This window comes from Mesorhizobium sp. C395A, from assembly GCF_030323205.1.
Lineage (GTDB): Bacteria > Pseudomonadota > Alphaproteobacteria > Rhizobiales > Rhizobiaceae > Mesorhizobium.
The window spans coordinates 1,901,119-1,927,289 of sequence record NZ_CP100473.1 but is presented as its reverse complement, the minus strand read 5'-3'; the positions used below and the strand labels follow the sequence as shown (position 1 = coordinate 1,927,289).

General features: G+C 62.3%; 25 protein-coding genes. 20 read left to right on the top strand and 5 right to left on the bottom strand.

Translation table 11 applies throughout. The annotated features are described in order from the left end of the window. Nucleotides 1-17 precede the first annotated feature (17 nt). The 17 genes from rpsE to NLY37_RS09425 all read left to right on the top strand — a co-directional run bounded on the left by rpsE (nt 18) and on the right by NLY37_RS09425 (nt 15,606). Nucleotides 18-581 (top strand): 30S ribosomal protein S5, encoded by a 564-nt coding sequence (gene rpsE, locus NLY37_RS09505; protein WP_006333394.1) that lies wholly within the window; start codon nt 18-20, stop codon nt 579-581. A gap of 24 nt (nt 582-605) precedes the next feature. Beyond that, nucleotides 606-803 (top strand): 50S ribosomal protein L30, encoded by a 198-nt coding sequence (gene rpmD / locus NLY37_RS09500; protein WP_006205449.1) that lies wholly within the window; start codon nt 606-608, stop codon nt 801-803. Between the two features lie 22 nt (nt 804-825). Continuing rightward, on the top strand, nt 826-1,296 hold the full coding sequence (gene rplO, locus NLY37_RS09495; RefSeq protein ID WP_023672760.1) for a 50S ribosomal protein L15: 471 nt from the start codon (nt 826-828) through the stop codon (nt 1,294-1,296). Nucleotides 1,297-1,553: 257 nt separating this feature from the next. Further along, a complete protein-coding gene (gene secY / locus NLY37_RS09490; RefSeq protein ID WP_023672761.1) occupies nt 1,554-2,894 on the top strand; it encodes a preprotein translocase subunit SecY in 1,341 nt (446 codons plus the stop codon). Beyond that, nucleotides 2,891-3,499 carry an adenylate kinase gene (locus NLY37_RS09485; protein ID WP_023714162.1) on the top strand — a complete coding sequence of 203 codons (609 nt, stop codon included), beginning with the start codon at nt 2,891-2,893 and terminating at the stop codon, nt 3,497-3,499. Before secY ends, NLY37_RS09485 begins: the two co-directional genes overlap by 4 nt. Nucleotides 3,500-3,710: 211 nt before the next feature. After that, nucleotides 3,711-4,079 (top strand): 30S ribosomal protein S13, encoded by a 369-nt coding sequence (gene rpsM, locus NLY37_RS09480; RefSeq protein ID WP_006205445.1) that lies wholly within the window; start codon nt 3,711-3,713, stop codon nt 4,077-4,079. A 127-nt stretch (nt 4,080-4,206) separates the two neighbouring features. Beyond that, on the top strand, nt 4,207-4,596 hold the full coding sequence (gene rpsK, locus NLY37_RS09475; protein ID WP_006205444.1) for a 30S ribosomal protein S11: 390 nt from the start codon (nt 4,207-4,209) through the stop codon (nt 4,594-4,596). A gap of 102 nt (nt 4,597-4,698) precedes the next feature. Then, complete coding sequence (locus NLY37_RS09470) at nt 4,699-5,709, top strand: DNA-directed RNA polymerase subunit alpha (protein ID WP_023682599.1); 1,011 nt, start codon at nt 4,699-4,701, stop codon at nt 5,707-5,709. A gap of 101 nt (nt 5,710-5,810) precedes the next feature. Continuing rightward, complete coding sequence (gene rplQ / locus NLY37_RS09465; RefSeq protein ID WP_023691248.1) at nt 5,811-6,242, top strand: 50S ribosomal protein L17; 432 nt, start codon at nt 5,811-5,813, stop codon at nt 6,240-6,242. A 198-nt stretch (nt 6,243-6,440) separates the two neighbouring features. Further along, the gene (locus NLY37_RS09460; RefSeq protein WP_023743047.1) at nt 6,441-7,934 is read left to right on the top strand and encodes a DegQ family serine endoprotease; all 1,494 of its coding nucleotides are present in this window, start codon (nt 6,441-6,443) and stop codon (nt 7,932-7,934) included. 47 nt (nt 7,935-7,981) lie between these two features. Further along, the gene (locus NLY37_RS09455; RefSeq protein ID WP_023714163.1) at nt 7,982-9,292 is read left to right on the top strand and encodes a replication-associated recombination protein A; all 1,311 of its coding nucleotides are present in this window, start codon (nt 7,982-7,984) and stop codon (nt 9,290-9,292) included. Nucleotides 9,293-9,474: 182 nt separating this feature from the next. After that, entirely contained in the window at nt 9,475-10,305 is an 831-nt protein-coding gene (locus NLY37_RS09450; RefSeq protein ID WP_023743046.1) for an aspartyl/asparaginyl beta-hydroxylase domain-containing protein, read from the top strand. A gap of 24 nt (nt 10,306-10,329) precedes the next feature. Next, entirely contained in the window at nt 10,330-10,704 is a 375-nt protein-coding gene (crcB, locus tag NLY37_RS09445) for a fluoride efflux transporter CrcB (RefSeq protein ID WP_023688419.1), read from the top strand. Between the two features lie 133 nt (nt 10,705-10,837). Continuing rightward, nucleotides 10,838-11,818, top strand: coding sequence for an RluA family pseudouridine synthase (locus NLY37_RS09440; protein WP_023672769.1), 981 nt, complete (start codon nt 10,838-10,840; stop codon nt 11,816-11,818). Nucleotides 11,819-11,880: 62 nt separating this feature from the next. Beyond that, nucleotides 11,881-12,738, top strand: a complete 858-nt coding sequence (locus NLY37_RS09435) for a DMT family transporter (RefSeq protein WP_084559035.1) — start codon at nt 11,881-11,883, stop codon at nt 12,736-12,738. A gap of 11 nt (nt 12,739-12,749) precedes the next feature. Next, a complete protein-coding gene (locus tag NLY37_RS09430; protein WP_023743044.1) occupies nt 12,750-13,541 on the top strand; it encodes an ATP12 family chaperone protein in 792 nt (263 codons plus the stop codon). A gap of 178 nt (nt 13,542-13,719) precedes the next feature. Continuing rightward, entirely contained in the window at nt 13,720-15,606 is a 1,887-nt protein-coding gene (locus tag NLY37_RS09425) for an MFS transporter (protein ID WP_023743043.1), read from the top strand. 94 nt (nt 15,607-15,700) lie between these two features. On the opposite strand, the gene NLY37_RS09420 is transcribed toward NLY37_RS09425, so the two are convergent. Further along, complete coding sequence (locus NLY37_RS09420; protein ID WP_023743042.1) at nt 15,701-15,898, bottom strand: DUF2735 domain-containing protein; 198 nt, start codon at nt 15,896-15,898, stop codon at nt 15,701-15,703. Nucleotides 15,899-16,214: 316 nt separating this feature from the next. Between NLY37_RS09420 and NLY37_RS09415 the strand changes: the two genes are divergently transcribed. Next, a complete protein-coding gene (locus tag NLY37_RS09415; RefSeq protein WP_023743041.1) occupies nt 16,215-17,255 on the top strand; it encodes a glutamine synthetase beta-grasp domain-containing protein in 1,041 nt (346 codons plus the stop codon). A gap of 137 nt (nt 17,256-17,392) precedes the next feature. Here the strand turns inward: NLY37_RS09415 and glnA are convergent, their stop codons facing one another. Together glnA and NLY37_RS09405 are read right to left on the bottom strand one after the other, a co-directional pair. Then, nucleotides 17,393-18,802 (bottom strand): type I glutamate--ammonia ligase, encoded by a 1,410-nt coding sequence (glnA, locus tag NLY37_RS09410; RefSeq protein ID WP_023672775.1) that lies wholly within the window; start codon nt 18,800-18,802, stop codon nt 17,393-17,395. A gap of 58 nt (nt 18,803-18,860) precedes the next feature. Next, nucleotides 18,861-19,199: a P-II family nitrogen regulator gene (locus NLY37_RS09405; RefSeq protein WP_006205430.1), complete on the bottom strand. Its 339-nt coding sequence runs from the start codon at nt 19,197-19,199 to the stop codon at nt 18,861-18,863. Between the two features lie 384 nt (nt 19,200-19,583). On the opposite strand from NLY37_RS09405, the gene NLY37_RS09400 reads away from it, so the two are divergent. Together NLY37_RS09400 and NLY37_RS09395 are read left to right on the top strand one after the other, a co-directional pair. Continuing rightward, the gene (locus NLY37_RS09400) at nt 19,584-21,137 is read left to right on the top strand and encodes a bifunctional ADP-dependent NAD(P)H-hydrate dehydratase/NAD(P)H-hydrate epimerase (RefSeq protein ID WP_023743040.1); all 1,554 of its coding nucleotides are present in this window, start codon (nt 19,584-19,586) and stop codon (nt 21,135-21,137) included. After that, entirely contained in the window at nt 21,134-23,134 is a 2,001-nt protein-coding gene (locus NLY37_RS09395) for a hypothetical protein (protein ID WP_023714168.1), read from the top strand. Before NLY37_RS09400 ends, NLY37_RS09395 begins: the two co-directional genes overlap by 4 nt. 25 nt (nt 23,135-23,159) lie before the next feature. Here NLY37_RS09395 and NLY37_RS09390 read toward each other — a convergent pair whose 3' ends face one another. Together NLY37_RS09390 and NLY37_RS09385 are read right to left on the bottom strand one after the other, a co-directional pair. Then, a complete protein-coding gene (locus NLY37_RS09390) occupies nt 23,160-24,230 on the bottom strand; it encodes a M48 family metallopeptidase (protein WP_023743039.1) in 1,071 nt (356 codons plus the stop codon). 6 nt (nt 24,231-24,236) lie between these two features. Next, nucleotides 24,237-25,769: an acyl-CoA carboxylase subunit beta gene (locus NLY37_RS09385; RefSeq protein ID WP_023743038.1), complete on the bottom strand. Its 1,533-nt coding sequence runs from the start codon at nt 25,767-25,769 to the stop codon at nt 24,237-24,239. Between the last annotated feature and the right edge of the window lie 402 nt (nt 25,770-26,171).

Genomic DNA, 26,171 nt, shown 5'->3' with positions numbered 1-26,171 from the left:
AAAACAAGGAACAGGATATGGCACAGGAACGTAGGGATGGCGGCCGCGGCCGCGATCGTGAAGAACGCGATGACGGCATGGTGGACAAGCTCGTCCACATCAATCGTGTCGCCAAGGTCGTCAAGGGCGGCCGTCGCTTCGGTTTTGCAGCACTCGTCGTCGTCGGCGACCAGAAGGGCCGCGTCGGCTTCGGTCACGGCAAGGCGCGCGAAGTGCCGGAAGCGATCCGCAAGGCAACCGAGTCGGCCAAGCGCGACATGATTTTCGTGCCGCTGCGCTCTGGCCGCACGCTGCACCACGACGTCGAAGGACGCTGGGGTGCCGGACGCGTGCTGCTGCGCGCTGCCAAGCAGGGTACCGGCATCATCGCCGGCGGCCCGATGCGCGCTGTCTTCGAGACGCTCGGCATGCATGACGTGGTCGCCAAGTCGATGGGTTCGTCGAACCCCTACAACATGGTTCGCGCCACGTTCGACGCGCTGAAGAGCCAGATGCATCCCAAGGATGTGGCTGCTGCGCGCGGCATCAAGTATTCGACCCTTCAGGCCCGCCGCGGCACCGCCGTTGCGGCTGAAGAATAGTCGATCTGACCAGGGATTTTGACCATGGCCAAGAAAGCAACCAAGACCATCACCGTTGAGCAGATCGGTTCGCCGATCCGCCGCCCGAAGGAACAGCGCGCAACGCTGGTCGGCCTCGGCCTCAACAAGATGCACAAGCAGCGCACGCTGGAGGACACTCCCTCGGTGCGCGGCATGATCGCTGCCGTCCAGCATCTCGTCCGCGTCGTGGACGAGGGCTGAGCAAAAGCGCAGGAGAACCCAGATGAAACTCAACGATCTGCGTGACAAGGACGGCGCGACGCACTCCAAGAAGCGTCTCGGCCGTGGCATCGGCTCCGGCTCGGGCAAGACCGGCGGTCGCGGCGTCAAGGGCCAGAAGGCGCGCTCCGGCGTTGCCATCAACGGCTTCGAGGGCGGCCAGATGCCGCTCTATCGGCGCCTGCCGAAGCGTGGCTTCAATAACATCTTCGCCAAGAGCTTTGTCGTCGTGTCGCTGGCTCGTATCCAGACGGCGCTCGATGCCAAGAAGCTCGACGCCAAGGCGACCGTGACGGCCGAGGCACTCGTTGCCGCCGGCGTCATCCGCCGCGTCAAGGACGGCGTGCGCATCCTCTCGGACGGCGAGCTCAAGGCAAAGCTTGCCTTCGACGTCGCCGGCGCCTCCAAGGCCGCGATCGAGAAGATCGAAAAGGCCGGCGGTTCGGTCAAGCTGCCGGAAGCGGCAGCGGAGTAACGGCAATTTGAAGCGCGGCCGGCAGGAACGGTATCCGTTTTTGTTCACGATTGCGCTTTGATCCAATCAATTAGGCGGCCGCGTCAACGCGGCCGCTTGCATGTTTAGAGCCCGGAGCTTATCTCGTGAGCTTCGGTGCCACGCGCCGCCTGAGCTGCGGGCATCGAGCGTGACATACAAATCAAAGAAGTAGCGCATGACGTTGTCCGAAAACCGCTTCACACTTTTCGGCATCATGCTCTAGCGGAGAATCAGGCATGGCTTCGGCTGCTGAACAACTAGCCTCGAATCTGAACTTTGCGGCTTTCGCCAAGGCGGAGGACCTGAAGAAGCGAATCTGGTTCACCGTCGGCGCGCTGCTCGTCTATCGCCTCGGCACCTATATCCCGCTGCCCGGCATCAATCCGGATGCATTCGCGCAGGCCTTCTCTTCGCAGGCCAAGGGCGTGCTCGGCATGTTCAATATGTTCGCCGGCGGCGCCGTGCAGCGCATGGCGATCTTCGCGCTCGGCATCATGCCTTACATCTCAGCCTCCATCATCATGCAGCTGATGACCTCGGTCATTCCGTCGCTGGAAGCGCTGAAAAAGGAAGGCGAGCAGGGCCGCAAGGTCATCAACCAGTACACGCGCTACGGCACGGTGCTCTTGGCGCTGGTGCAGGCCTACGGCATTTCAGTGGGCCTGGAAGGCGGCAACGGCATCGTCAACGATCCCGGCATGTTCTTCCGCATCTCGACCGTCGTCACGCTGGTTGGCGGCACCATGTTCCTGATGTGGCTGGGCGAGCAGATCACCGCCCGCGGCATCGGCAACGGCATTTCGCTGATCATCTTTTCCGGCATCGTCGCCGGCCTGCCGCGCGCCATCTCCGGCACGCTGGAGCTCGGCCGCACCGGCGCCCTATCGACCGGGCTGATACTCGCGATCATCGTGCTGGCCATCATCGTCATCGCGCTGATCGTGTTCTTCGAGCGCGCGCAGCGCCGCCTGCTGATCCAGTATCCGAAGCGCCAGGTCGGCAACCGCATGTTCCAGGGCGATACCTCGCATCTGCCGCTGAAGCTCAACACGTCGGGCGTCATTCCGCCGATCTTCGCGTCGTCGCTGCTTTTGCTGCCGGCAACGGTCGCTGGCTTCTCGCAGACGACAAACCTGCCGGCATGGGCAAGCACCGTGCTCGCCTCGCTCGGCCACGGCCAGCCGCTCTACATGCTGTTCTATGCGGCAATGATCGTGTTCTTCGCCTTCTTCTACACGGCCATCGTGTTCAATCCGAAGGACACCGCCGACCAGCTCAAGAAGCATTCCGGCTTCATTCCGGGCTACCGTCCGGGTGAGCGCACCGCCGATTACATCGACTATGTCCTGACGCGCATCACCGTCGTCGGCGCCATCTATCTGGTGCTGGTGTGCCTGCTGCCCGAGTTCCTGATTTCGGCGACTGGCGTACCATTCTACCTCGGTGGCACATCGCTTCTGATCGTGGTCAGTGTAACCCTCGATACGGTGGCGCAGATCCAGGGTCACCTGATCGCGCACCAGTATGAGGGCCTGATCAAGAAGTCGAAGCTGCGCGGGGGGAAGAAGGCCAGATGAGATTGATATTGCTTGGGCCGCCAGGAGCGGGCAAGGGGACGCAAGCACAAAGACTGGTAGAAAAATACGGCATACCGCAGCTGTCGACGGGTGACATGCTGCGGGCGGCCGTGCAGGCCGGCACCGAAGTCGGCAAGCGCGCCAAGGCGGTGATGGATGCCGGCGAGCTGGTTTCCGACGCCATCGTCAACGCCATCGTGGCCGAGCGCATCGATCAGCCCGATTGCACCAACGGTTTCATCCTCGACGGATATCCGCGCACGCTGGTGCAGGCTGATGCGGTTGAATCGATGCTCGCCGAGCGCGGCATTGACCTCGATGCCGTGATCGAGTTCGTCGTCGACGACAAAGCGCTGGTCGCCCGCATCGTCAAGCGCGCCGACGACGCCAAGGCCGCCGGACAGCCGGTGCGCAAGGACGACAATCCGGTGGTGTTCGAAGAGCGCCTGCGGGAATATTACAAGAAGACCGCGCCTCTGATCGGCTATTATTATGCCAAACGCTCGCTTAGGAGTGTCGACGGCATGGCCCCTGTCGACACCGTGACGGCGGAGATTGAAGCGCTGCTCGCGGCGGTGACGCGGGAGACCGTTACGGTAAAGTAAAGATTGCGCTTGACTGGAACGGTTCGCTGGGTTATGGCGGCCCGTCTTCCTATCAGGCATGAGGCTTGCTTGTCCGCAAGGGCAAGGCAGCCGCATTGAAACTAGGGAACTCCCGCAAGGGCCGGCCTCCACCGGACGCGGGGTAATTTGAACAGCGCCGCGCATGCCTTTTTTTGAAGGCCGGCCGGTCCCACATGGAGAAGAGAAGAATATGGCTCGTATAGCCGGCGTCAACATTCCGACCAACAAGCGCGTCGTCATTGCGCTTCAGTACATTCACGGCATTGGCAAGAAGTTCGCCCAGGAGATCGTCGACAAGGTCGGCATCCCGGCCGAGCGCCGCGTCAACCAGCTGACCGACGCGGAAGTGCTGCAGATCCGCGAGACCATCGACCGCGACTACCAGGTCGAAGGCGACCTGCGCCGCGAAGTGTCGATGAACATCAAGCGTCTCATGGACCTCGGCTGCTACCGCGGTCTGCGTCACCGCCGTTCGCTGCCGGTTCGCGGCCAGCGCACGCACACCAATGCACGCACCCGCAAGGGCCCGGCCAAGTCGATTGCCGGCAAGAAGAAGTAAGTGAGCGAATAGCGAGTAGCCATTAGCGAGTAGGGGTTCCCTATTCGCTGGTCCCTGCTCACTACTCGCTTTCAAAGGTGGAGCCGCTGGCATTACGGCGGTGTAGAGATCAACTGAAAGGACTATCATGGCCAAGGAAGCCGCTCGTGTTCGCCGTCGCGAACGCAAGAACATCTCGTCGGGCGTTGCCCACGTCAATTCGACCTTCAACAACACGATGATCACCATCACCGACGCGCAGGGCAATTCCATTGCCTGGTCGTCGGCCGGTGCCCAGGGCTTCAAGGGTTCGCGCAAGTCGACCCCGTTCGCCGCCCAGATGGCTGCCGAAGACGTCGCCAAGAAGGCCCAGGAACACGGCATGCGCATGCTCGAAGTCGAGGTCTGCGGACCCGGCTCCGGTCGTGAATCGGCGCTTCGCGCCCTGCAGGCGGCCGGCTTCACCATCACCTCGATCCGTGATGTGACGCCGATCCCGCACAATGGCTGCCGCCCGCGCAAGAAGCGCCGCGTCTAAGACATTACCGAACGCCGCGTGAGCGCCTCAAGGCGCTCCTCCACGGCACTCCAGGTCGCCCGCCACGATTGGATGGTGGCGGGTCAACGGAAGGAAAGCATCATGATCCAGAAAAATTGGCAGGAACTGATCAAGCCGAACAAGATCGAGTTCTCGTCGAAGAAGAAGACGCTGACCACGCTGGTCGCCGAGCCGCTCGAGCGTGGCTTCGGCCTGACGCTCGGCAACGCGCTGCGCCGCGTGCTTTTGTCTTCGCTGCGCGGTGCGGCTGTCACCGCCGTGCAGATCGACGGCGTTCTGCATGAATTCTCGTCGATTGCCGGCGTGCGTGAGGACGTGACCGACATCGTCCTCAACATCAAGGAAATCGCCATCCGCATGGAAGGCGATGGTCCCAAGCGCATGGTCGTTCGCAAGCAGGGCCCGGGTGCGGTTCTGGCTGGCGACATCCAGACGGTTGGCGACGTCGAGATCCTCAACCCCGACCACGTCATCTGCACGCTGGACGAGGGCGCTGAAATCCGCATGGAATTCACCGTCGACACCGGCAAGGGTTACGTGCCGGCCGACCGCAACCGCGCCGAAGACGCGCCGATCGGCCTGATCCCGGTCGACAGCCTGTATTCGCCGGTCAAGAAGGTCTCCTACAAGGTCGAGAACACCCGCGAGGGCCAGGTTCTCGACTATGACAAGCTGACCATGACCATCGAGACCGACGGTTCGATCTCGGGCGAGGACGCGGTGGCATTCGCCGCCCGCATCCTGCAGGACCAGCTTGGCCTGTTCGTCAACTTCGACGAGCCGCAGAAGGAAGTCGCCACCGAGGCCGTCACCGAGCTTGCCTTCAACCCGGCGCTGCTCAAGAAGGTCGACGAACTCGAGCTTTCGGTGCGTTCGGCCAACTGCCTGAAGAACGACAACATCGTCTACATCGGCGATCTCATCCAGAAGACCGAAGCCGAGATGCTGCGCACCCCGAACTTCGGCCGCAAGTCGCTGAACGAGATCAAGGAAGTGCTCGCGGCGATGGGCCTGCACCTCGGCATGGAAGTGCCGGACTGGCCGCCGGAAAACATCGAAGACCTCGCCAAGCGTTACGAAGACCAATATTGAGCATGAAGTCCAAGGATCGGCGGCGTGGGCCGCTCGATCCGACGGTCATGCGGAAAACCATCAGAGGCCGTGGCCTCTTGAACAACTGAAGGAAAAGAGCCATGCGCCACGGTTTTAAAGGCCGCCGCTTCGCCCGAAGCATTAGCCATCGCAAGTCGATGTTCGCCAACCTCGCCGTGTCGCTGCTCGAACATGAGCAGATCGTCACCACCCTGCCGAAGGCGAAGGATTTGCGTCCAATCGTCGAGAAGCTGGTGACGCTCGGCAAGCGCGGCGACTTGCATGCGCGCCGCCAGGTCATTGCCCAGATCGGCAATGAAGGCGTCGTCAAGCGTTTGTTCGACACGATTGCGCCGCGCTACGCCGACCGCAACGGCGGCTATCTGCGCATCATGAAGGCGGGCTTCCGCCACGGCGACAATGCCGCCATGGCGGTCATCGAGTTCGTCGACCGCGACACCGACGCCAAGGGCGCCGGCGACCGCGCCCGCCTCGAAGCCGAAGGCGCCAACGAGGAAGCCACTGCCGCATAAGGCTCGGTTTTCGCAAATGACTTTCAAGGGGCCTTCGGGCCCCTTTTTTGCATTGTCGCAAGGGCATGCTTCGCCGGGCTTTTTTTGCCTGCCGGCCAAGTGCTTTTGCACGACAATCGCCGCATTTCAGTGCATTAGCCTTTCATTCTGCACAATCGTCGGGACAATGCCCCCGAACTTGCCTTGGAGGATTCGCGAATGCGCGCCAACCGACTGTCTCTTGTTCTGCTCTTCGCCATGATGGCGTTCGCAGCCGCGCCGACAGTCAGGCAGGCTCTGGCCGAGGACGCCGCCAAGCCAGCCGATCCGGGGCTCTCCGATGTGCTGACCGACCTCCTGCATGGCGTCGAAGGCGAGAACGGCACCTCCGGTCCCGACAAGCGCGTGCCGTTCGGCCGCGAAGAGGTACAGCTGTCGTTTGCGCCCCTGGTCAAGCAGACGGCGCCGGCGGTGGTCAATGTCTATGCTTCGCAGACGGCCAAGGTCACGTCGCCCTTCGACGGCGATCCTTTCTTCGAGGAATTCTTCGGCCGCGCGCAGCCGCGCGCGCAATCATCGCTCGGCTCGGGCGTGCTGGTCGATCCAAGCGGCGTCGTCGTCACCAATTTCCACGTGATCAAGGATGCCGACGAGGTCAAGGTCGCGACCGCCGACGGGCGCGAATTCACCTCGAAGGTCATGCTCAAGGACGAGACGCTTGACCTCGCCGTGCTCAAGATCAACTCCGACAAGCCCTTTCCGGTGATCGCCATCGGCGATTCCGACGCGCTCGAGGTCGGCGACCTGGTGCTGGCCATCGGCAATCCGTTCGGCGTCGGCCAGACCACCACCAGCGGCATCGTGTCGGCGCTTGCCCGCAGCCATATCGGCGTTTCGGATTCGGGCTACTTCATCCAGACCGACGCCGCCATCAATCCCGGCAATTCCGGCGGCGCGCTGATCAACATGGGCGGCCAGCTGGTCGGCATCAACACCGCCATCTACAGCCGCAGCGGCGGCTCGATCGGCATCGGCTTTGCCATCCCGGCCAACATGGTGCGCGCCTTCGCCGACGCGGCCAAGGCCGGGCTCGATTTCTTCGAGCGGCCCTATATAGGCGCCGAGTTCGAAGCGGTCACACCGCAGATCGCCGAATCGCTTGGCATGGAGAAGCCGACCGGCGCGCTGGTGTCGTCGGTCGAGGAAGCCGGACCGGCGGCCAAGGCAGGGCTGAAGCCCGGCGACGTCGTGCTGCAGCTCAATGGCACGACCGTCGAAGGCATCGAGGCGCTGGACTACCGCATGGCGACCCTGTCGATCGGCACCAAGGCGACCTTCGCCATCCTGAGCAAGGGCCAGCAGGCGACGATGGAGATTGCACTGGAGCGCGCGCCGGAAGGCGCCAAGGCGTCGGAAGTGACGCTGCATGGCCGCAGCCCATTCTCCGGCGCCAAGGTCGCGGAACTGTCGCCCAGGCTCGCCCAGCGGCTTGGCCTGCGCACCGACCTCAAGGGCGTCATCGTGGTCGACATCAACCGCGATTCGCCGGCTGCCGATTTCGGCTTCCAGCCCGGCGACATCGTGCGCGAGGTGAACGGCACCACCGTCGATACGGCGGCGACACTGGCGCAGCTTGCCCAGCAGGATACGCGCTGGTGGCGCTTTACCGTCGAGCGCGGCGGGCAGATACTGCGCCAGGTGTTGCGTTACTGAGGCGATCTTCCCATTTCTGAGGATCGTGCTCCAACCAGAAGACCTAGATGGCCGATCTGTTCAGCGTCGATGAACCGGAAAGAGCGCCGCCCGGCCGGCCTTTGGCCGATCGGCTGCGCCCGAAAAACCTTGGCGAGGTCGTCGGCCAGGAGCATCTGACCGGCCCCGACGGCGCACTGACGCGGCTCATCAACTCCGGTTCGCTCGGCTCGATGATTTTCTGGGGGCCACCCGGCACCGGCAAGACTACCGTTGCGCGGCTGCTGGCCGGCGAGACCCGTCTTGCTTTCGAGCAGATATCGGCGGTGTTTTCCGGCGTCGCCGACCTGAAGAAAGTGTTCGAAGCAGCGAAGCTGCGCCGCACCAATGGCCGCCAGACGCTGCTGTTCGTCGACGAGATCCATCGCTTCAACCGTGCCCAGCAGGACTCTTTCCTCCCGGTCATGGAGGATGGAACAGTTGTTCTGGTCGGCGCCACCACCGAAAATCCATCGTTCGAGCTGAACGCCGCGCTTCTGTCGCGAGCGCGGGTGCTGGTGTTTCACTCGCTGGGCGAGGACAGCATCGCCAAACTGATGACGCGGGCGGAGGAGACGGAGGGCAGGGCGCTGCCGCTCGACGACGAGGCGCGGGCGATGCTCATCCGCATGAGCGATGGCGACGGCCGGGCCTCGCTGACGCTGGCCGAGGAAGTCTGGCGCGCCGCCAAACCCGGCGAGGTTTTTGATCCCGAAGGGTTGCAGCGCATCGTGCAGCGCCGCGCGCCGATCTATGACAAGGGCCAGGACGGTCACTACAATCTGATCTCGGCGCTGCACAAGTCGGTGCGCGGGTCCGATCCGGACGCGGCGCTTTATTATCTTGCCCGCATGTTCGACGCCGGCGAGGATCCGCTCTATCTCGGCCGCCGGCTGGTGCGCATGGCGATGGAGGATATCGGGCTGGCCGACCCGCAGGCGCTGGTTATCGCCAACGCCGCCAAGGACGCATACGACTACCTCGGCTCGCCCGAAGGCGAACTGGCCTTCGCCGAGGCCACCGTCTATCTCGCCACCGCGCCCAAATCCAACGCCGTCTATACCGCCTTCAAGGCAGCCACGCGGGCGGCGAAGGAGTTCGGTTCGCTGCTGCCGCCCAAGCACATCCTCAACGCGCCGACCAAGCTGATGAAAGAGGGGGATTACGGCGCCGGCTACCGCTACGATCACGACCAGCCCGATGCCTTTTCCGGCCAGGACTATTTCCCCGAAAAGATGGGCCGGCAGATCTTTTACGATCCGCCCGAACGCGGCTTCGAGCGCGATATCAAGAAACGGCTGGACTATTGGGCAAAGCTGCGCAGCGAGCGGGAAAAATAGGCGCGCGGGACAAACGGGACGAACTCGGCCTGCCCGCGATGAACTGAAATTCTGTCCCCGCCAGTCACAGCAGTGTGATTGTACCGCATGACAAAAAGCCCTATCACGTCGCATGACTCGGCCGGGAGGCTGCCAGGACGGGCGATAATTCGGAACGGGGACAGCGCGCCGCGCGAACAGAAATGACAAAATCCCTTCGCAAGACGCTTCGCCAGGCTGTGATTGCTGTCCCGCTGCTCGCGCTCGGCTTCTATTTCATTCCGATCCTGACCACGATCTGGATCGTCTGCGGCCTGATCGATGTGCTGCGCAACGCCGGCAAGGATCTGTCGCTGTTGCGCGGCTATTTCCTCGGCAATGGCATCTTCACCTGGCTGCTGTCGCCCTTCAATCTGCTGGTGGACCTCGTTTGCTACCGCAACCCGGGTGTGTGGAAGCTGGAGCAGTTTCCTGCCGATTATCAGCGCGAGGTCAACGAGGTTCTTGACGTCTTCAAGGCGCGCAAGGACGAGATCATCGCCGATATCGACGCCAATTTCGGCACCGGTCGTCGCGGCATGTATGTCTATCAGTGGTACGGCAAGCACCGGATCGACAATGTCGCAGAATTCAACAAGGATTTCAAATACATCAAGACCATTGCCGTGTCTGTCTTCAGAGGCAAGGAATCGACTTCCTGGCATTTCGGACCGCTGCGGCTCAGCCTGCGCATCCTCTACAATCTCTTGCCGGTGAAGGCAGAGGTTTTCGTCGAATGCAACGGCGCCAGGAATTACTGGCACGACAACCCACTCTATATTTTCGACGACACGCTGCTGCACCGCTCGGTCAACGAGTATGACGGACGCCGCTACTGCGTGTTCATGGACATCATCCGCCCGTCGCCGTTCCCCGGCTTCATCGCCGGACTTCTGGCCATCGTTTCGGTCACCGTCGAGCGCATCAATTCCATGTTCTACAAGAACTGGAAGATGATCGGCTCGAGCAAGGCAAAGAAGGTCGAGACGACCTGAGGCGTTGGCCTGAAGGGATTGGGCATGTTCAATCTGCTTCTCGTTGTGGTCGGCGGCGGCATCGGCGCCGGCATCCGCCACCTTACCAACATCGGCGCCTTGCGCCTCGTCGGCCCCAACTACCCCTGGGGGACGATGGCGATCAACATCGTCGGCTCCTTTGCCATGGGGCTGTTCATCGCCGCGCTGATGCGGCGCGGCGGTTCCAATGAGCTCCGGCTGTTCGTCGCCACCGGCATCCTTGGCGGCTTCACCACCTTCTCCGCCTTTTCGCTCGATTTCGCGACCCTGTGGGAGCGCGGAGCGACGCTGCCGGCGTTGGGATATGCGCTGGCCAGCGTCGTTGGCGCCATTATCGCCCTGTTTCTGGGACTTTGGCTCGCAAGAACCGTTTCATAGTGTTATTGCCCCGACCTGGAGCACGCCGCATCCTCTGGACGCGCTGCAGAAACTTTGATCTTGCGCATGATCCTTTCCGAAAGCCGGAGTAGATTTTCGGGGTCACGCGCTAGAAACGGATAAAGCGAAAATCATGGCAGGCGTAGAACAGATCACGGTGGAGGCCGGCGAGGCGGGCATGCGGCTCGATCGCTGGTTCAAGACCCATTTCCCCGGTCTCGGCTTTGGCCATCTGCAGAAGTTGCTGCGCTCGGGCCAGATCCGCGTCGATGGCGGCCGGGTCAAGGCCGACAGCCGTGTCGAGCCCGGCCAGGTGGTGCGTGTGCCGCCGCTCGAGGTCGACAAGAAGGGCGAGAGTGCGCTTACGGGTTACTCGATCCGCAACCAGGGCGACGCCGATGTGCTGGCCAAGATGCTGATCCACGAAGATCCAAAAGTCTTCGTCTTCAACAAGCCGGCGGGCCTGGCGGTGCAAGGCGGCTCGGGCGTCACCCGCAATGTCGACGACATGCTGGAGGCCTGGCGCAGCCAGAAGGGCGAGAAGCCGCGCCTGGTGCACCGGCTCGACCGCGACACGTCGGGCGTGTTGGTGGTTGCCCGCACCAGGCTTGCGGCGATGAAGCTTTCCGAGTCATTCCGGGCGCGCGAGACCAAGAAGACCTATTGGGCGCTGGTCAAGGGCGTCCCGCCCAAGCGTGAGGACAAGATCTCGACCTGGCTGATCAAGGAACCGACCGAGGACGGCGACCGCGTGCGCGTGGCAGCCCATGGCGAAAAGGGCGCCGACCACGCCGTGTCCTACTATCGCATCATCGAGCAGGCGGCCCAGACGATGACCTGGCTGGAAATGGAGCCGTACACTGGCCGCACCCACCAGCTGCGCGTTCATGCCGCCTATATCGGCTGCCCGATCCTTGGCGACCCCAAATATTTCGAGGCCGACACCAACTGGGACTTTCCGGGCGGCATTCAGAACCGCCTGCATCTGCATGCGCGCCGCATCGTCATTCCGCACCCGGACAAGGGCGTCATCGACGTCACCGCGCCGATGCCGCCGCATATGCGCCAGAGCTGGAACCTGATCGGCTTCGACGACGCCAGCGCGGAGGACTGACATTGGCCGTTGCCTCGGTATTGGATCGCCGCGATGCGGTCGATCTGGCGGCTGCTTCCATCATGGTCGGGTTGACCTTTTCCTGGGGGCTGAACTACGTCGCCGCCAAGATCTCCTATGCCGGCTTCGATCCGGTTTTCGTCTCGATCGCACGTTCGATCATTGGCGGGCTCTGTGTGCTCGGCTGGTGCTGGCTGCGCGGCATCAGGCTGTTTAAGGCCGACGGGTCGCTTGTCGCCGGCATCATCGTCGGCGTGCTGTTCGGCGTCGAGTTCCTGTGCCTCTATATCGGGCTGGAATACACGACCGTTGCCCGCAACACACTGCTGGTCAACACCATGCCGTTCTGGGTCCTGATCGGCGGCCATTTCCTGCTCGGTGAGCGTATCAACGCGCGCAAGCTTGGCGGGCTCGTTCTCGCCTTCTGCGGCCTGGTGGCGGTGTTTTCAGACGGGATTGCCGGCGGCACCGACGTGACCTTGATGGGCGATCTGCTCAGCCTCGGCTCCGGTATTCTGTGGGCGGCGACCAGTATCGTCATCAAGCGTTCGAAACTGGTCGAGACCAGTGCCGAGAAATTGCTGCTTTATCAGCTGGCCGGTGCGGCCATTGTCGGTGTCCTGGTTCTGCCTTTCGCCGGCCCGCCGATCCGCGCGGTCAGTGCCTTGCCGACATTGGCGCTGCTGTTCCAGTCGCTCTATATAGTTGCCTTCACCTATGTGCTGTGGTTCTGGCTGCTCAGGCGCTATCCGGCATCGGCCCTGTCGAGCTTCGCTTTCCTGTCGCCGGTGTTCGGCGTCCTCTGCGGCGCTATCATTCTGGGCGAGGCGCCGACGACCAGGATCTTTGTGGCGCTTGGGCTGATCGCTGTCGGCCTGATCATCGTCAACCGGCCGGCGCGCAAGCAGGTACCTGGATAGAAAGTTCGACCATGCGTGACATCCTCAACGACCTCGAAGCGGGAAAGCATCTGTCCGATCCGGATCCGGTGCGCCGCGCGCAGATCCAGATGAAGACGCACCTGCCGAAGCGCTTCTACAAGGACGTGTCGGTCGCAGCTGTGGAAGACGGTTTTGCCGTCCATCTCGACGGCAAGCCGGTGCGCACGCCGGGCAAGGCGCTGCTGGCGCTGCCGACCGAAAACGCCGCCGCCCTGGTCGCCAATGAGTTCGCTGCACAGGGCGAGACCATCGACCCGGTCACGATGCCGGTGCTGCGTCTGGTCAACACCGCCATCGACGGCGTCGCCAGCGACCCGCAGGCGGTGCTGGAGGACGTCTTGCGCTTCGCCTCGTCCGATCTGACCTGCTACCGCGCCGACGCGCCGCAGGGGCTGGTCGAGCGGCAGAACCAGCATTGGGATCCGGTGATCGACTGGGCGAGGGCGACATTAGGGGCTCGGTTCAACCTCGCCGAGGGCATCATCCATGTCGAGCAGCCGCGCGAAAGCCTCGCCGTCCTCGGCGCCCATCTTGCCCAGCGTGCCGAGCCGCTGCGGCTGGCTGCAATCCATGTCATGACTTCGCTGACCGGGTCGGCGCTGCTGGCGCTGGCGGTCGATTACGGTGCGCTCGATGGCGATGCGGCTTGGGCCGCCGGCCATGTCGACGAGGACTGGCAGATCGAGCATTGGGGCCAGGATGCCGAGGCTGTCGCACGCCGCTCGGCTCGCAAACGCGACATGATGGCGGCCGTCGGCCTGCTCGATGCGCTGAAGACCTGATCCTCGGCCTTTTGCCGCACTGCACCTAATACCAAAGTCATAAATCCAAGGTCTGTCTGCCTCCGGCGGTCGCTTTCTGTCATTTTTTACGCCGATGTCGGGTTCGAGTCGCGTTCGGAGGGAACGCCGACGATGACGCCCAGCGTCGAAGGCAGACGATTCACGGGAGGACAGTTCAATGGCATTGGCATCGACCGCCGGCGGAAGCAGCCGCGGCATGACGCGGGAGGAGAAGAAAGTCATCTTCGCTTCCTCGCTCGGCACGGTTTTCGAATGGTATGATTTCTATCTCTACGGCGCATTGGCGGCCGCAATCGGCACCACATTCTTCGCCTCTTATCCGGAGGGGACGCGCAACATCTTCACGCTGCTGGTTTTCGCTGCCGGCTTCCTCGTGCGGCCGTTCGGCGCGCTGGTGTTCGGCCGTATCGGCGATCTCGTCGGCCGCAAATACACATTCCTCGTCACCATCACGATCATGGGCCTGTCGACCTTCCTGGTCGGCCTGCTTCCCGGTTCGGCGAGCTGGGGCATCGCGGCGCCCATCATCCTGGTTGGGCTGCGCATGCTGCAGGGCCTGGCGCTCGGCGGTGAGTATGGCGGTGCCGCGACCTATGTCGCCGAACATGCACCCGACGATCGCCGTGGCTTCTATACGTCGTGGATTCAGACGACAGCGACGCTTGGCCTGTTCCTGTCGCTGATCATCATCCTGGCCGTGCAGAATTCGTTGAGCAAGGAGGATTTCGCGGCCTGGGGCTGGCGCATTCCATTCCTACTCTCGGCCATCCTGCTCGCAATATCGGTCTGGATTCGCCTGACGCTTTCGGAATCGCCGGCCTTCGTCCGTATGAAGGAAGAGGGCAAGGGCTCCAAGGCGCCTTTGTCGGAAGCCTTCGGCCAATGGAAGAATGCAAAAATTGCGCTGCTGGCGCTTTTCGGCCTCACCGCCGGCCAGGCCGTGGTCTGGTACAACGGCCAGTTCTACGCACTGTTCTTCCTTACCAATGTGCTCAAGGTGGACGCGCAGTCGGTCAACATCATGGTCGCCATCGCGCTGGCGGTAGGCGCGATCTTCTTCGTCGTGTTCGGTTGGCTTTCCGACAAGATCGGCCGCAAGCCGATTATCATGGCCGGTCTTGCGCTGGCGATCGTCACCACTTTCCCGCTGTTTAAGGCGCTGACCTGGGCGGCTAATCCAGCTCTGGCAACGGCACAACAGACAACGCGTGCGACTGTGACCGCCGCGCCTGGCGACTGCAAATTCCAGTTCAACCCCACGGGCACTTTCAAATACACGACGTCATGCGATATCGCGACCGCCTTTCTCAGCAAGAACTCGGTGCCTTATGACGTCGTGACGACGGCAGCGGCTGGAACGCCTGCTACAGTCAAGATCGGCAACGAGACAGCTGAATCCTATGACGCGGTCGCGGCTGGCGATCAATTGAAGGCCAAAGAGGCAGCCTTCGGCAAGGCAATCAATATTGCCTTGCAGGATGGTGGTTATCCGCTGAAGCGTGCTGCCGCCAAGGTTGCCGACCAGAAGCTCGACGCCTTTGTCGCGGCCAACCCCGAACTGAAGCTCGACGCGGCAGCCATCCGCGCAGGCGAAAAGACCGCAGTCCCGACCGAGCAGGCGATCAAGGACAAGGTGCTGACCAAGGATGAGGCAGCCGGCGCCACCGAGGTGACTGTCTACAGCATTCCGGCAGCGGGTGCGTTTGCGATGTTTGCCGACCCGGCACAGGTCAACTGGGCCAAGGTCATCGGCATCCTGTTCATCCTGGTCCTCTACGTGACCATGGTCTACGGGCCGATCGCGGCGATCCTGGTTGAGATGTTCCCGACCCGCATCCGCTACACCGGCATGTCGCTGCCCTACCACATCGGCAATGGCTGGTTCGGCGGCTTCCTCCCGGCGATCGTGTTCGCGCTCAGTGCCTACAAGGGCGATATCTACTACGGGCTCTGGTATCCGGTGGTGATCGCGGCAATGTCGCTGATCATCGGCATGATCTTCGTCAGGGATACGCTCGGCACCGACCTGCATACCAAACAGTAGCCGACAGGTCTGTGTCATACAAAAAACCCGGCGCGAGCGATCGCGCCGGGTTTTTCATTTGTGGGCCTGTTCGATCTATCAGCGCGGAAGACGCCTAGCTCTTGCGAGGCTGTTCGGCGTCCGCAATGGCGGCCTCATGATACCAAGCCTCGCCATGGTCAAGCGGCTGAGCGCGCAGCGAAGCAAGCTCTGCCGCAAACTTGGCCTTTACGCCTAAATTTGAGGCACCCGCACGCGCTGCCACCGGGAACATCAGGATTTTGGCCGACGGACGGGCTGAGGTGATTTCCATGGTCGGTCTCCTTTCTTCTGGAGAGGCTCTTCGATTCATCTTTCCATCAAGGTAAGTCCTGCAATCCATTTAGGCAAGATGCCTAAAGAAAGATCGCCATTTGCCTGTTATTTAAGCAAATTCTGCCTTTGATCGATCCGGGCGCATTGCTTAGGCGGCTTGCCTTCGTCACCGGCATGAAAGGGCATTTTGCCGCACCCTGACCAACTGAAGTGGCACACGATTTGCATTTTATTGGCTTGGCAGCTGGGCTGCTGGATGGCTCGGCGCGCCGGCGTCATCCAGGTTCGGTGATCAAGCAACGAGAGGCTCTAGAATGACGAAATACAAGCTCGAGTATATCTGGCTCGATGGTTACACGCCGGTCCCCAATCTTCGCGGCAAGACCCAGGTCAAGGACTTCGCCGAGTTCCCGACGCTCGAGCAGCTGCCGCTGTGGGGCTTTGACGGTTCCTCGACGCAGCAGGCCGAAGGCCATAGCTCCGATTGCGTGCTGAAGCCGGTTGCCGTGTTCCCCGATCCGGCCCGCACCAATGGCGTGCTGGTGATGTGCGAAGTGATGATGCCAGATGGCGTGACGCCGCATGTGTCCAACAAGCGCGCCACCATCCTCGACGACGAGGGCGCCTGGTTCGGCTTCGAGCAGGAGTATTTCTTCTACAAGGACGGCCGTCCGCTCGGCTTCCCCGAGAGCGGCTGTCCGGCGCCGCAGGGTCCGTACTACACCGGCGTCGGCTATTCGAATGTCGGCCCGATCGCGCGCCAGATCGTCGAGGAGCATCTCGACCTCTGCCTCGCAGCAGGCATCAACCATGAAGGCATCAACGCCGAAGTGGCCAAGGGCCAGTGGGAATTCCAGATTTTCGGCAAAGGCTCCAAGAAGGCCGCCGACCAGATGTGGATGGCCCGCTATCTCTTGCAGCGCCTGACCGAAAAATACGAGATCGACATCGAGTATCACTGCAAGCCGCTCGGCGACACCGACTGGAACGGCTCGGGCATGCACGCCAACTTCTCGACCGCCTATATGCGCGAAGTCGGCGGCAAGGCCTATTTCGAAGCGCTGATGGCTCAATTCGACAAGAACCTGATGGACCACATCGCCGTCTACGGCCCGGACAACGACAAGCGCCTGACCGGCAAGCATGAGACCGCGCCGTGGAACCGCTTCAGCTACGGCATCGCCGACCGCGGCGCCTCGATCCGCGTGCCGCATTCCTTCGTCAACAATGACTACAAGGGCTACCTGGAAGACCGCCGCCCGAATTCGCAAGGCGACCCCTACCAGATCGCTTCGCAGATCCTGAAGACCATCGCCGAGGTTGCGACCAGCGCGCAGGTTTCGGCGGCCGCCTAAGCATCTATAGCGGCGCAGGCTTCGTAAGCCTGCGCCGTAGCCTGCTGCTATCACGTCTACGGTCTGCTATTGGTCAAACAAAAACCCCGGCGTCTGAACTGACGCCGGGGTTTTTCCTTGTCGCTGAGGCTAATCGTTCAGACCGAATAGTACATGTCGTATTCGACCGGATGCGGGGTCATTTCGAAGCGCATCACTTCGGCCATCTTGAGCTCGATGTAGGAGTCGATCTGGTCGTCGTCGAAGACGCCGCCGGCCTTCAGGAAGCCGCGGTCCTTGTCGAGGCTCTGCAGCGCTTCGCGCAGCGAACCGCAGACGGTCGGAATCTTCTTCAGTTCCTTCGGCGGCAGATCGTAAAGATCCTTGTCCATCGGCTGTCCCGGGTGGATCTTGTTCTTGATGCCGTCGAGGCCGGCCATCAGCATGGCGGCGAAAGCGAGGTAGGGGTTCGCGCCTGGATCGGGGAAGCGGACCTCGACGCGCTTGGCTTTCGGGGACGAGCCGAACGGAATGCGGCAGGAGGCCGAACGGTTGCGCGCGGAGTAGGCGAGCAGCACCGGGGCTTCATAGCCAGGCACAAGGCGCTTGTAGGAGTTGGTCAGCGGGTTGGTGAAGGCGTTGATCGCCTTGGCGTGCTTGATGATGCCGCCGATGTAGAACAGGCACGACTCCGACAGGCCGGCATATTCATTGCCGGCGAAGGTCGGCTTGCCGTTCTTCCAGATCGACTGGTGGACGTGCATGCCCGAGCCGTTGTCGCCGAAAATCGGCTTCGGCATGAAGGTGGCCGTCTTGCCATAGGCGTTGGCGACCTGGTGCACGACATATTTGTAGATCAGCATCTTGTCGGCGTTGCGGACCAGCGTGTCGAACTTGATGCCGAGCTCGTGCTGGGCAGCGGCAACCTCGTGATGGTGTTTTTCGACGCGCACGCCCATTTCGGCGAGCACGGTCAGCATTTCGGAGCGCATGTCCTGCGCGCTGTCGATCGGCGGCACAGGGAAGTAGCCGCCCTTGACGCGCGGGCGGTGGCCGAGATTGCCGGTCTCGTAGTCGGTGTCGTCATTGGACGGAAGTTCGGTCGAGTCCAGCTTGAACCCGGTGTTGTAGGGATCGGCCTTGTACTTGACGTCGTCGAAGACGAAGAACTCGGCTTCGGGGCCGACATAGATGGTGTCGCCGATGCCTTCGGCCTTCATGTAGGCCTCGGCCTTCTTGGCAGTGCCGCGCGGATCGCGGTTGTAGGATTCGCCGGAGACCGGATCGAGAATGTCGCACAGGATGACCATGGTCGACTGGGCGAAGAACGGATCCATGTGGACGGTGTCCGCATCGGGCATCAGCACCATGTCGGACTCGTTGATCGCCTTCCAGCCGGCGATCGAGGAGCCGTCGAACATGACGCCGTCGGCGAACATGTCTTCCTCGACCTCGATGACATCCATCGTCACGTGCTGCAGCTTGCCCTTCGGATCGGTGAAGCGCAGGTCGACGAATTTCACGTCGTTGTCCTTGATCTGCTTCATGATGTCTTTGGCTGTCGTCATGTCGTTTCTTCCCTGTGTGATGACGTTTCGAGGAGACGTTAATCTGAAATCAGAAAGCTCAGACGGCGTCCATCCCCGTTTCGCCGGTGCGGATGCGAACGACCTCCTCGATGTTGGAGACGAAGATCTTGCCGTCGCCGATGCGGCCGGTCTGCGCCGCCTTGCGGATGGCTTCGATGGCGCCTTCGACGGCGTCGTCGCCCAGCACGACTTCGATCTTCACCTTGGGCAGGAAGTCGACGACATATTCGGCGCCGCGATAGAGTTCGGTATGGCCTTTCTGGCGGCCAAAGCCCTTGGCCTCGGTCACGGTAATGCCTTGCAGACCGGCCTCCTGAAGCGCTTCCTTCACTTCGTCTAGCTTGAACGGCTTGATGATCGCTTCGATCTTTTTCATGTAAAAAGTGGCCTCCACTGCCAAAAAAACGGGTTGTGCGCCCCGCTTGCGCCTCCATCAAGCACGAACTGTGCCAATTTCAGCCCACGCGAAGCGGTTTCGCGCAATTCCAATGCCGCGCCGCGCCGGGATGCACATTCGCGTCATCCTCTGCTTCGGCTGCGGCAAAGCTGCCCGAAGCCTACACATTGCCGCTTCGGGCGTCTGCACGATAATTAGGCAGATTGCGCATTTTGCAGGCCCGCGCGGATCCGTGGCACCAGTCTGCGAAAGGATTGGCCGCACGCCAACGCAGCACCTGGCCGTTTGCTTCGAATCCGAAACTGGACAATGCTCGATAGGGACAAAGGGTCGGCCTTGAACGAAATGCGGGATCGGCAATCCATGAGCAATGAAGTCCTGTCGCCGGCCGAGATGGGCGAGGTCGACCGGCTGGCGATCGCGGCCGGTCCGCTCGACGGCTATGGCCTGATGCAGCGCGCCGGCGAAGCGGTCGCTGCTGTGGTCCTGGCACGCTATCCCGCAGCAAGCCGCGTGCACGTGCTGTGCGGCCCCGGCAATAATGGTGGCGACGGCTATGTTGTAGCGCGGTTGCTGGCCGAGGCTGGTGTGAATGTGACGCTCTGGGCCGAAGGCAAGCAGAAGCCCGGGAGTGATGCGGCGCGAGCTTCCGAGGCCTGCAATCTGCCGGTCGAGCACATCGGACACTGCTACCCGGAACCGGGTGAAGTCGTCGTGGACGCGCTCTATGGTGCGGGATTGTCGAAGAAGATATCCCTGCATGCCTCTGCCGTCTCAGGATTGGCCGCGGCGGAGCGCGTGCCTGTGGTGTCAATCGATCTGCCTTCTGGTGTGTCGGGCGAGACCGGCTTGAGCAACGCTTATTTCAAGGCCGACGTGACGGTGACGTTCGTGCGGAAAAAGCCCGGCCATCTGCTGATGCCGGGGCGCAGCCTCTGCGGCGAGATCATCGTCGCCGATATCGGCATTCCGGATGCGATCGTCGATGAGTTCAAGATCAAGACGTTCGAGAACACGCCTGACTTCTGGCTATACTGTTTTCCGAAAACGGCGGTCGATACACATAAGTATAAGCGCGGCCACGTCAGCGTCTTTTCCGGCGGGCCGAGCGCGACAGGTGCGGCGCGGCTGTCGGCGATGGCTGCAGCCAGAGCCGGGGCAGGGGCGGTGACCGTGCTCTCGCCTGAAAATGCCATGCAGGTAAACGCCGCGCATCTGACATCGATCATGCTGCGCGAGGCCGGTTCGATGGAGGAAGTGCAGGAATTTTTGTCGGCGAGGCACCCCGAAGTACTTGTGTTCGGACCAGGGCTCGGGCCGAAACCCAAAGTGGGGGATTTCGCGTTGCAATTGATCGCGACGGTCGCTGACCTAAACCGCACGTCGACGAGTTCATTCGGAATTCAGCGCCCTGCCATTGTCTTGGATGCTGACGCCATCACGTCATTGGCGCATCAGCCTCAGGCCCTGTTCGACGCCGCGCTGCTCCCGTTGGCGCCGGTATTGGTGCTGACGCCGCATGAAGGCGAATTCGCCAGACTTTTTCCCGACATCGCGAAGGACAAGAAGCAGTCGAAACTCGCCAAGGCGCGCGCAGCCGCTGAACGAGCCAACGCCATCATGGTCTACAAGGGCGCCGACACCGTCATCGCGGCGCCGGACGGCCGCGCGGTGATCAACGCCAATGGTGCACCATGGCTCGCCACCGCCGGTTCCGGCGACGTGCTGGCGGGCATTGTCGCCGCGCTGCTGGCGCAGGGCATGCAGGCATTCGAGGCCGCCTGCGCAGCGGTCTGGATCCATGCCGAGGCCGGCAGCCGCTTCGGACCGGGTCTGATCGCCGAGGATCTGCCGCTGGCGCTGGTGCCGGTGCTGCGTGAACTTGTCGAGGCACGGCAGAAGGTGCCGATCGGATGAAGCGTTTCGCGCTCGCCATTGCAGCCATCATCGCGCTGTTCGCCTCGCATGGCGTGCGCGCTGAGCAGCCGGTGACCATCGTCGACGATCCGGCGGTGCTCGCCGCCCTCGATGCCAAGGGGTTTGGCTTCGCCGGCATTTTCGCCGTCGACGGCGCGGACGATCTGAAGACGCTCTACAGTGAGGTGCCGGCCTATCGTGCCGTTGTCGACATGGTGGCGACCGATATTGCCACGCTGCGGGCCGAGATAAAGGCCGGCGGGCGCACGCTCTACGAGGTGACCGACGGCAATGTCGGCCGCATCATGGATATGCGCTGGCTGAAGACCGAGGCCGCGCGCTTCCGCCTGGTCGGCGTCGTCAACCGGCTGGACCGGCGTGACTTCACCGCGCTGCAAGGTGACAAGAGCTGTGGCGAGGTGCGCTTTGTCTATCGCCTGGCCTACAGTTTCCGCAAGAACGGCAAGGTTCTGGCATCGCGGCTGCCATTCAATTTCAACGCCGTCTACAGCGTGGCGCCGGATGCCGATGGCGGCTGCGTCGGCGTTGCCGGGCGCTGGACACCGCAGATCGACGAAAACGTCGATGCCGGCTGGCTGGTCGGCGGGCCGCTGGCACCGGAGGAACTGACTTTCAAACAGCTCGAACTCAACGCGCAAGTGGTGCGCTTTCCCTCGGGCCAGGAGACCGAGTTCGGCGGGCAGGCGGCCTATCTGATGCGGATCTTCGGCATCGATGGCGCTGCCATCAGCGAGAAGCCGCTGGAGAATACGCCTGACGTTGCGCGGCTCTCGGACAATGCTGCACTCAAGAAAAGGCTCGCCGACTACGTCAGCGCCAATGTCGCGGCCGTCGATCTCGGCGTCTACGAAATCCCCGACGAATTCCTGGCGAAGAAAATCATCTCGTGGTCGACCTTCGGCAGCGCGAGACGGGCCAACCATCCGTTCACGCCGCTGTTCCAGCCAGCGGATTTCGCCGGCCTGGACTATGCGGCGCTGAAACTGGTGCGGACACCGGAGGCGCTGGTCGAGCGGCTGGACAATGGCGCCTGCCAGGGCTGCCACCAGGCAGGCTCGACGGCCGGCTTTCACTTCATCGGCCTCGACGACAAAACGACGTCGCCGCTCAACCGGATCGAGGTCGGCATCTCGCCGCATCTCCATGCCGAGATTCCGCGACGTGAGGCCTGGCTGCGCGCGACGGAAGAAGGCAAGGAGCCGAACCGCTACCGGCCGCTGTCCTTCGCGCCGCCGGCGACATGGACCGATGCCGGCGATGTCGGCTACGCCCCGGCCGAGATCGCGATGCCGTGCCTGATGCCGGATGATGCAAAACGCTTCGGCGCGACTTGGCAATGCGGTGGCGGCACCGTCTGCACGCCGCTGGCGACGGCCTCAGGCGTGCGCACCACGCTGGCGCAATGTCTGTTGCCCAAGGACAGTCCAAAGATGTTTTCGGGCCATCCCTGCCTGACCGGGTCGATCTCCAGCAACCCGTCTCAGCCGTTCAACGACCGCTACAAGATCACCGGCCAGTTCGCCGCTTTTGCGCCGACCCTTTCGCGGACCGCCTACACCTGCCGGCCACCGAAAATCGGCGTACCGGCAGGCATCGCTTATCGCGCCTGCGACGACAAGGACCGCAGCTTCGCCGCCTTCAAGACGGGCAAGCCGATGCCATCGGAAATTTGCGGCATGGTCGGCGGCAAGAAATTCGACACCTGCGTCGCCACCAACAATTTCGACCAGTGCCTCGGCGGCGCGGTCAACCGCGGCAACCGTCCCGCCTGTTCGGCCGATCATTTCTGCCGCGAGGATTATATGTGCCAGTCGCTGCCGCCGGACACGCCGGGCGCCGACAAGGTAAAAGGCATCGGCTACTGCTCGCCGACCTATTTCATCTTCCAGATGCGCATCGACAACCACGCAACGCCTTGGGCGACCGCGACCAGCGCCCCCAGGGATGCGGGGTTCGGCGCGGCGGAAGAGGAGTGAGCCTGCGAGTTGGGCGACCACCAGTTCAGCGCTGGAGATAGTCTTCCATCCGCGCAGTCCATTTGGTGTCGAATTCCGCAATATGCCGCTGTGCTACGCTCGAGTTCAGCAGCGTCGAGAGCGCGGTCACGGCGATCGGGTCCAGGTCGGGCGGCTCCGTGTAGCCAAGCGCCGCCAGCCGTTGAGCCCATGATGGATGGGTAGACTTTGCGTCATCCGGGCTTGCCCACGCCTTGCGGGCGCAAACATTGAGGCAAATGGGTTCTCGCAGCTGGCCGGCAGCTTCCAGCACGCGCTCGAGCGGCGCTCGCGGCGGACGCAAAGCACCTCGCAATTCATGCTGCAAAGGGTCATAGACCGTCTCCGTGAAATGCACGTCTGCCGTGGCAAGAAGCAACAGCGCGCGTGCGGCGTGCTCGGCGTCGCCGGAGGATGCCGCGTGTCGATCTGCCTTGATCTCCGCTTCGCGCGAAAGCCGGATTTCTTCCCGCTCGAACGATTGCGCCAGCCAGCCGATAGCGGCGTGGAGCAGGCTGCCTGTGATCGTGGTTCCGGGCGGGGCATACTCGAAGACAAATCCGAAACCGTTTTCGAACTCAGCGAGATTGAGGCTGCCATTGGTATCCTTGTTGCGCACATGCGCGTCCTCATGGGCAAGGATCGCGGCAAGCGCTCTTTCATCGGTCACTGCGAGGAGAGGGATGCCAATGGTTAGAAACAGCCGATTGCCGAGAAGGCCGAGAAGCGTGCGCTCTTCGCGCACGCTGGCGTTCAGGTTGCCCTCTAGTATGACAACCGTGCGCGCAGCACGGCGCGGTCCGGCGACGCTCCGCCACAGCGCCCACAGGCCGGGCGCTTCTGCTTCACTGACGCCTTTGATCTTGCTGCGTCGGAAGCCCGCAAACAATGTGCCGAACAGAAATGCCAAGGCCGTGGTGGCGATCGGCATGACGACGAAGCCGCTGGCGATAAACCAGATTGGATGGTTGTCGAGCAGGGACATCCAGACGCAGAAGATGATGAGAGCGGGAACAACGAAAAACAGGACCGTGAACCTGCCAAACCGCCGACCGGCGCTGATGATCAGTCGCGACATTGGATGTTACAACGGGATGTTGTCGTGCTTCTTCCAGGGATTCTGCATGTCCTTGTTGCGCAGCATGCGCAGCGCCCGCGCGATGCGGCGGCGGGTCGAATGCGGCATGATCACCTCGTCGACATAGCCGCGTTCGGCGGCGACGAAGGGCGACAGGAAGCGGTCTTCGTAAGACTTTGTGTGGGCTGCGATCTTTTCGGCGTCGCCGATATCCTTACGGTAGATGATCTCGACCGCGCCTCTCGCCCCCATCACCGCGATCTGCGCCGTCGGCCAGGCATAGTTCATGTCGCCACGCAGGTGCTTTGAGGCCATCACGTCATAGGCGCCGCCATAGGCTTTGCGGGTGATGACCGTGATTTTCGGCACGGTCGCCTCGGCGTAGGCAAACAGGAGTTTCGCGCCATGCTTGATCAGGCCGCCATATTCCTGCGCGGTGCCGGGCAGGAAGCCCGGCACGTCGACGAAGGTGACGATGGGAATGGAAAAACAGTCGCAGAAGCGCACGAAGCGCGCCGCCTTGCGGCTTGCGTCGGAATCGAGCACGCCGGCCAGCACCATCGGCTGGTTGGCGACGAAGCCGACGGTACGGCCCTCGACGCGGCCAAACCCGGTGACGATGTTCTTGGCGAAGTTCTGCTGGATCTCGAAGAAGTCGCCTTCGTCGGCAACTTTGAGGATCAACTCCTTGATATCATAGGGCTTGTTGGCGTTGTCCGGGATCAGCCGGTCGAGCGACAGATCATGGTCGGTGACCGACTGATAGCATTCGACCTCCGGAAGCTCCGACGTGTTGGACGCCGGCAGCAGATCGACCAGCCGGCGCATCTGCAACAGCGCCTCGACGTCATTGTCGTAGGCGCCATCGGCGATCGAGGATTTGGTCGTGTGGACGGACGCGCCGCCAAGGCTCTCGGCCGTCACCGTCTCGTTGGTTACGGTCTTCACCACATCCGGCCCGGTGACGAACATATAAGAGGTGTCGCGCACCATGAAGATGAAGTCGGTCATCGCAGGCGAATAGACGTCGCCGCCGGCGCACGGCCCCATGATCACGGAAATCTGCGGTATGACGCCGGAGGCCAGCACGTTGCGCTGAAAGATCTCGGCATAGCCGCCAAGCGCCGCCACGCCTTCCTGGATGCGGGCGCCTCCGGCATCGTAGAGACCGATGATCGGCGCGCGGTTGCGCAACGCCATCTCTTGCACCTTGATGACCTTTTCGGCATGCGCCTCCGACAGCGAGCCGCCGAAGACGGTAAAGTCCTTGGCGAAGAGATAGACCGGACGGCCATTGACCGTGCCCCAGCCGGTGACGACGCCATCGCCTGCGATCTTGGTCTTCTCCATGCCGAAATCGGTCGAGCGATGCTCGACATACATGTCGAACTCCTCGAACGAGCCTTCGTCGAGAAAGACCTCGATACGTTCGCGCGCCGTCAGCTTGCCCTTCTTGTGCTGGGCGTCGATGCGGGTCTGGCCGCCGCCCATGCGGGCGATCTCGCGGCGGCGCTCGAGTTCCTTCAGCACATCCTTCATCGCTCGGTCTCCAGAAATGGAAGCTGCATTTGTGGTAATGATGCCTGCAGGCGTGTGCAAGCGCCGCTTTCGGCCTCGATTATTGCGCTGCAACATGTGGCCCCTTGTATTCCGGAGCGAACTCAGCCATATGCAGCCCATAGGCGCTTGGGCCGGAGATTCCGGCCTTCTCGACAAATGAGACTGGTTGCGTCTGTTTTCCCTCTTTCCGGTATATCGGCCCCTCTTTCCGATACATCACGAAGTGGCGAAAGAGTCCCGTGGCATGACGCCTGCGGGCACGACAGCGCAGCCGAGTGGACGTTTCCGTCCGCCCGCCTTGTCGTTTCATATCAAATTTTCGACGGCAGGTTGCGCCCTGCCGCCATCGATATTTGCGGCCAAGACCGCGTGAAAGAAGAC

What these genes read in the sequence shown, in the direction of transcription:
- rplQ (WP_023691248.1), top strand. Translation starts at nt 5,811, where the DNA reads ATGCGCCACGGTTTTAAAGGCCGCCGCTTCGCCCGAAGCATTAGCCAT.
- NLY37_RS09425 (WP_023743043.1), top strand. Translation starts at nt 13,720, where the DNA reads ATGGCATTGGCATCGACCGCCGGCGGAAGCAGCCGCGGCATGACGCGG.
- NLY37_RS09440 (WP_023672769.1), top strand. Translation starts at nt 10,838, where the DNA reads ATGGCAGGCGTAGAACAGATCACGGTGGAGGCCGGCGAGGCGGGCATG.
- NLY37_RS09390 (WP_023743039.1), bottom strand. Translation starts at nt 24,230, where the DNA reads ATGTCGCGACTGATCATCAGCGCCGGTCGGCGGTTTGGCAGGTTCACG.
- secY (WP_023672761.1), top strand. Translation starts at nt 1,554, where the DNA reads ATGGCTTCGGCTGCTGAACAACTAGCCTCGAATCTGAACTTTGCGGCT.
- NLY37_RS09405 (WP_006205430.1), bottom strand. Translation starts at nt 19,199, where the DNA reads ATGAAAAAGATCGAAGCGATCATCAAGCCGTTCAAGCTAGACGAAGTG.
- NLY37_RS09450 (WP_023743046.1), top strand. Translation starts at nt 9,475, where the DNA reads ATGACAAAATCCCTTCGCAAGACGCTTCGCCAGGCTGTGATTGCTGTC.
- NLY37_RS09420 (WP_023743042.1), bottom strand. Translation starts at nt 15,898, where the DNA reads ATGGAAATCACCTCAGCCCGTCCGTCGGCCAAAATCCTGATGTTCCCG.
- NLY37_RS09455 (WP_023714163.1), top strand. Translation starts at nt 7,982, where the DNA reads ATGGCCGATCTGTTCAGCGTCGATGAACCGGAAAGAGCGCCGCCCGGC.
- rpsM (WP_006205445.1), top strand. Translation starts at nt 3,711, where the DNA reads ATGGCTCGTATAGCCGGCGTCAACATTCCGACCAACAAGCGCGTCGTC.
- NLY37_RS09435 (WP_084559035.1), top strand. Translation starts at nt 11,881, where the DNA reads ATGGTCGGGTTGACCTTTTCCTGGGGGCTGAACTACGTCGCCGCCAAG.
- rpmD (WP_006205449.1), top strand. Translation starts at nt 606, where the DNA reads ATGGCCAAGAAAGCAACCAAGACCATCACCGTTGAGCAGATCGGTTCG.
- NLY37_RS09485 (WP_023714162.1), top strand. Translation starts at nt 2,891, where the DNA reads ATGAGATTGATATTGCTTGGGCCGCCAGGAGCGGGCAAGGGGACGCAA.
- NLY37_RS09460 (WP_023743047.1), top strand. Translation starts at nt 6,441, where the DNA reads ATGCGCGCCAACCGACTGTCTCTTGTTCTGCTCTTCGCCATGATGGCG.
- NLY37_RS09470 (WP_023682599.1), top strand. Translation starts at nt 4,699, where the DNA reads ATGATCCAGAAAAATTGGCAGGAACTGATCAAGCCGAACAAGATCGAG.
- rpsE (WP_006333394.1), top strand. Translation starts at nt 18, where the DNA reads ATGGCACAGGAACGTAGGGATGGCGGCCGCGGCCGCGATCGTGAAGAA.
- rplO (WP_023672760.1), top strand. Translation starts at nt 826, where the DNA reads ATGAAACTCAACGATCTGCGTGACAAGGACGGCGCGACGCACTCCAAG.
- NLY37_RS09430 (WP_023743044.1), top strand. Translation starts at nt 12,750, where the DNA reads ATGCGTGACATCCTCAACGACCTCGAAGCGGGAAAGCATCTGTCCGAT.
- rpsK (WP_006205444.1), top strand. Translation starts at nt 4,207, where the DNA reads ATGGCCAAGGAAGCCGCTCGTGTTCGCCGTCGCGAACGCAAGAACATC.
- glnA (WP_023672775.1), bottom strand. Translation starts at nt 18,802, where the DNA reads ATGACGACAGCCAAAGACATCATGAAGCAGATCAAGGACAACGACGTG.
- crcB (WP_023688419.1), top strand. Translation starts at nt 10,330, where the DNA reads ATGTTCAATCTGCTTCTCGTTGTGGTCGGCGGCGGCATCGGCGCCGGC.
- NLY37_RS09385 (WP_023743038.1), bottom strand. Translation starts at nt 25,769, where the DNA reads ATGAAGGATGTGCTGAAGGAACTCGAGCGCCGCCGCGAGATCGCCCGC.
- NLY37_RS09395 (WP_023714168.1), top strand. Translation starts at nt 21,134, where the DNA reads ATGAAGCGTTTCGCGCTCGCCATTGCAGCCATCATCGCGCTGTTCGCC.
- NLY37_RS09415 (WP_023743041.1), top strand. Translation starts at nt 16,215, where the DNA reads ATGACGAAATACAAGCTCGAGTATATCTGGCTCGATGGTTACACGCCG.
- NLY37_RS09400 (WP_023743040.1), top strand. Translation starts at nt 19,584, where the DNA reads ATGAGCAATGAAGTCCTGTCGCCGGCCGAGATGGGCGAGGTCGACCGG.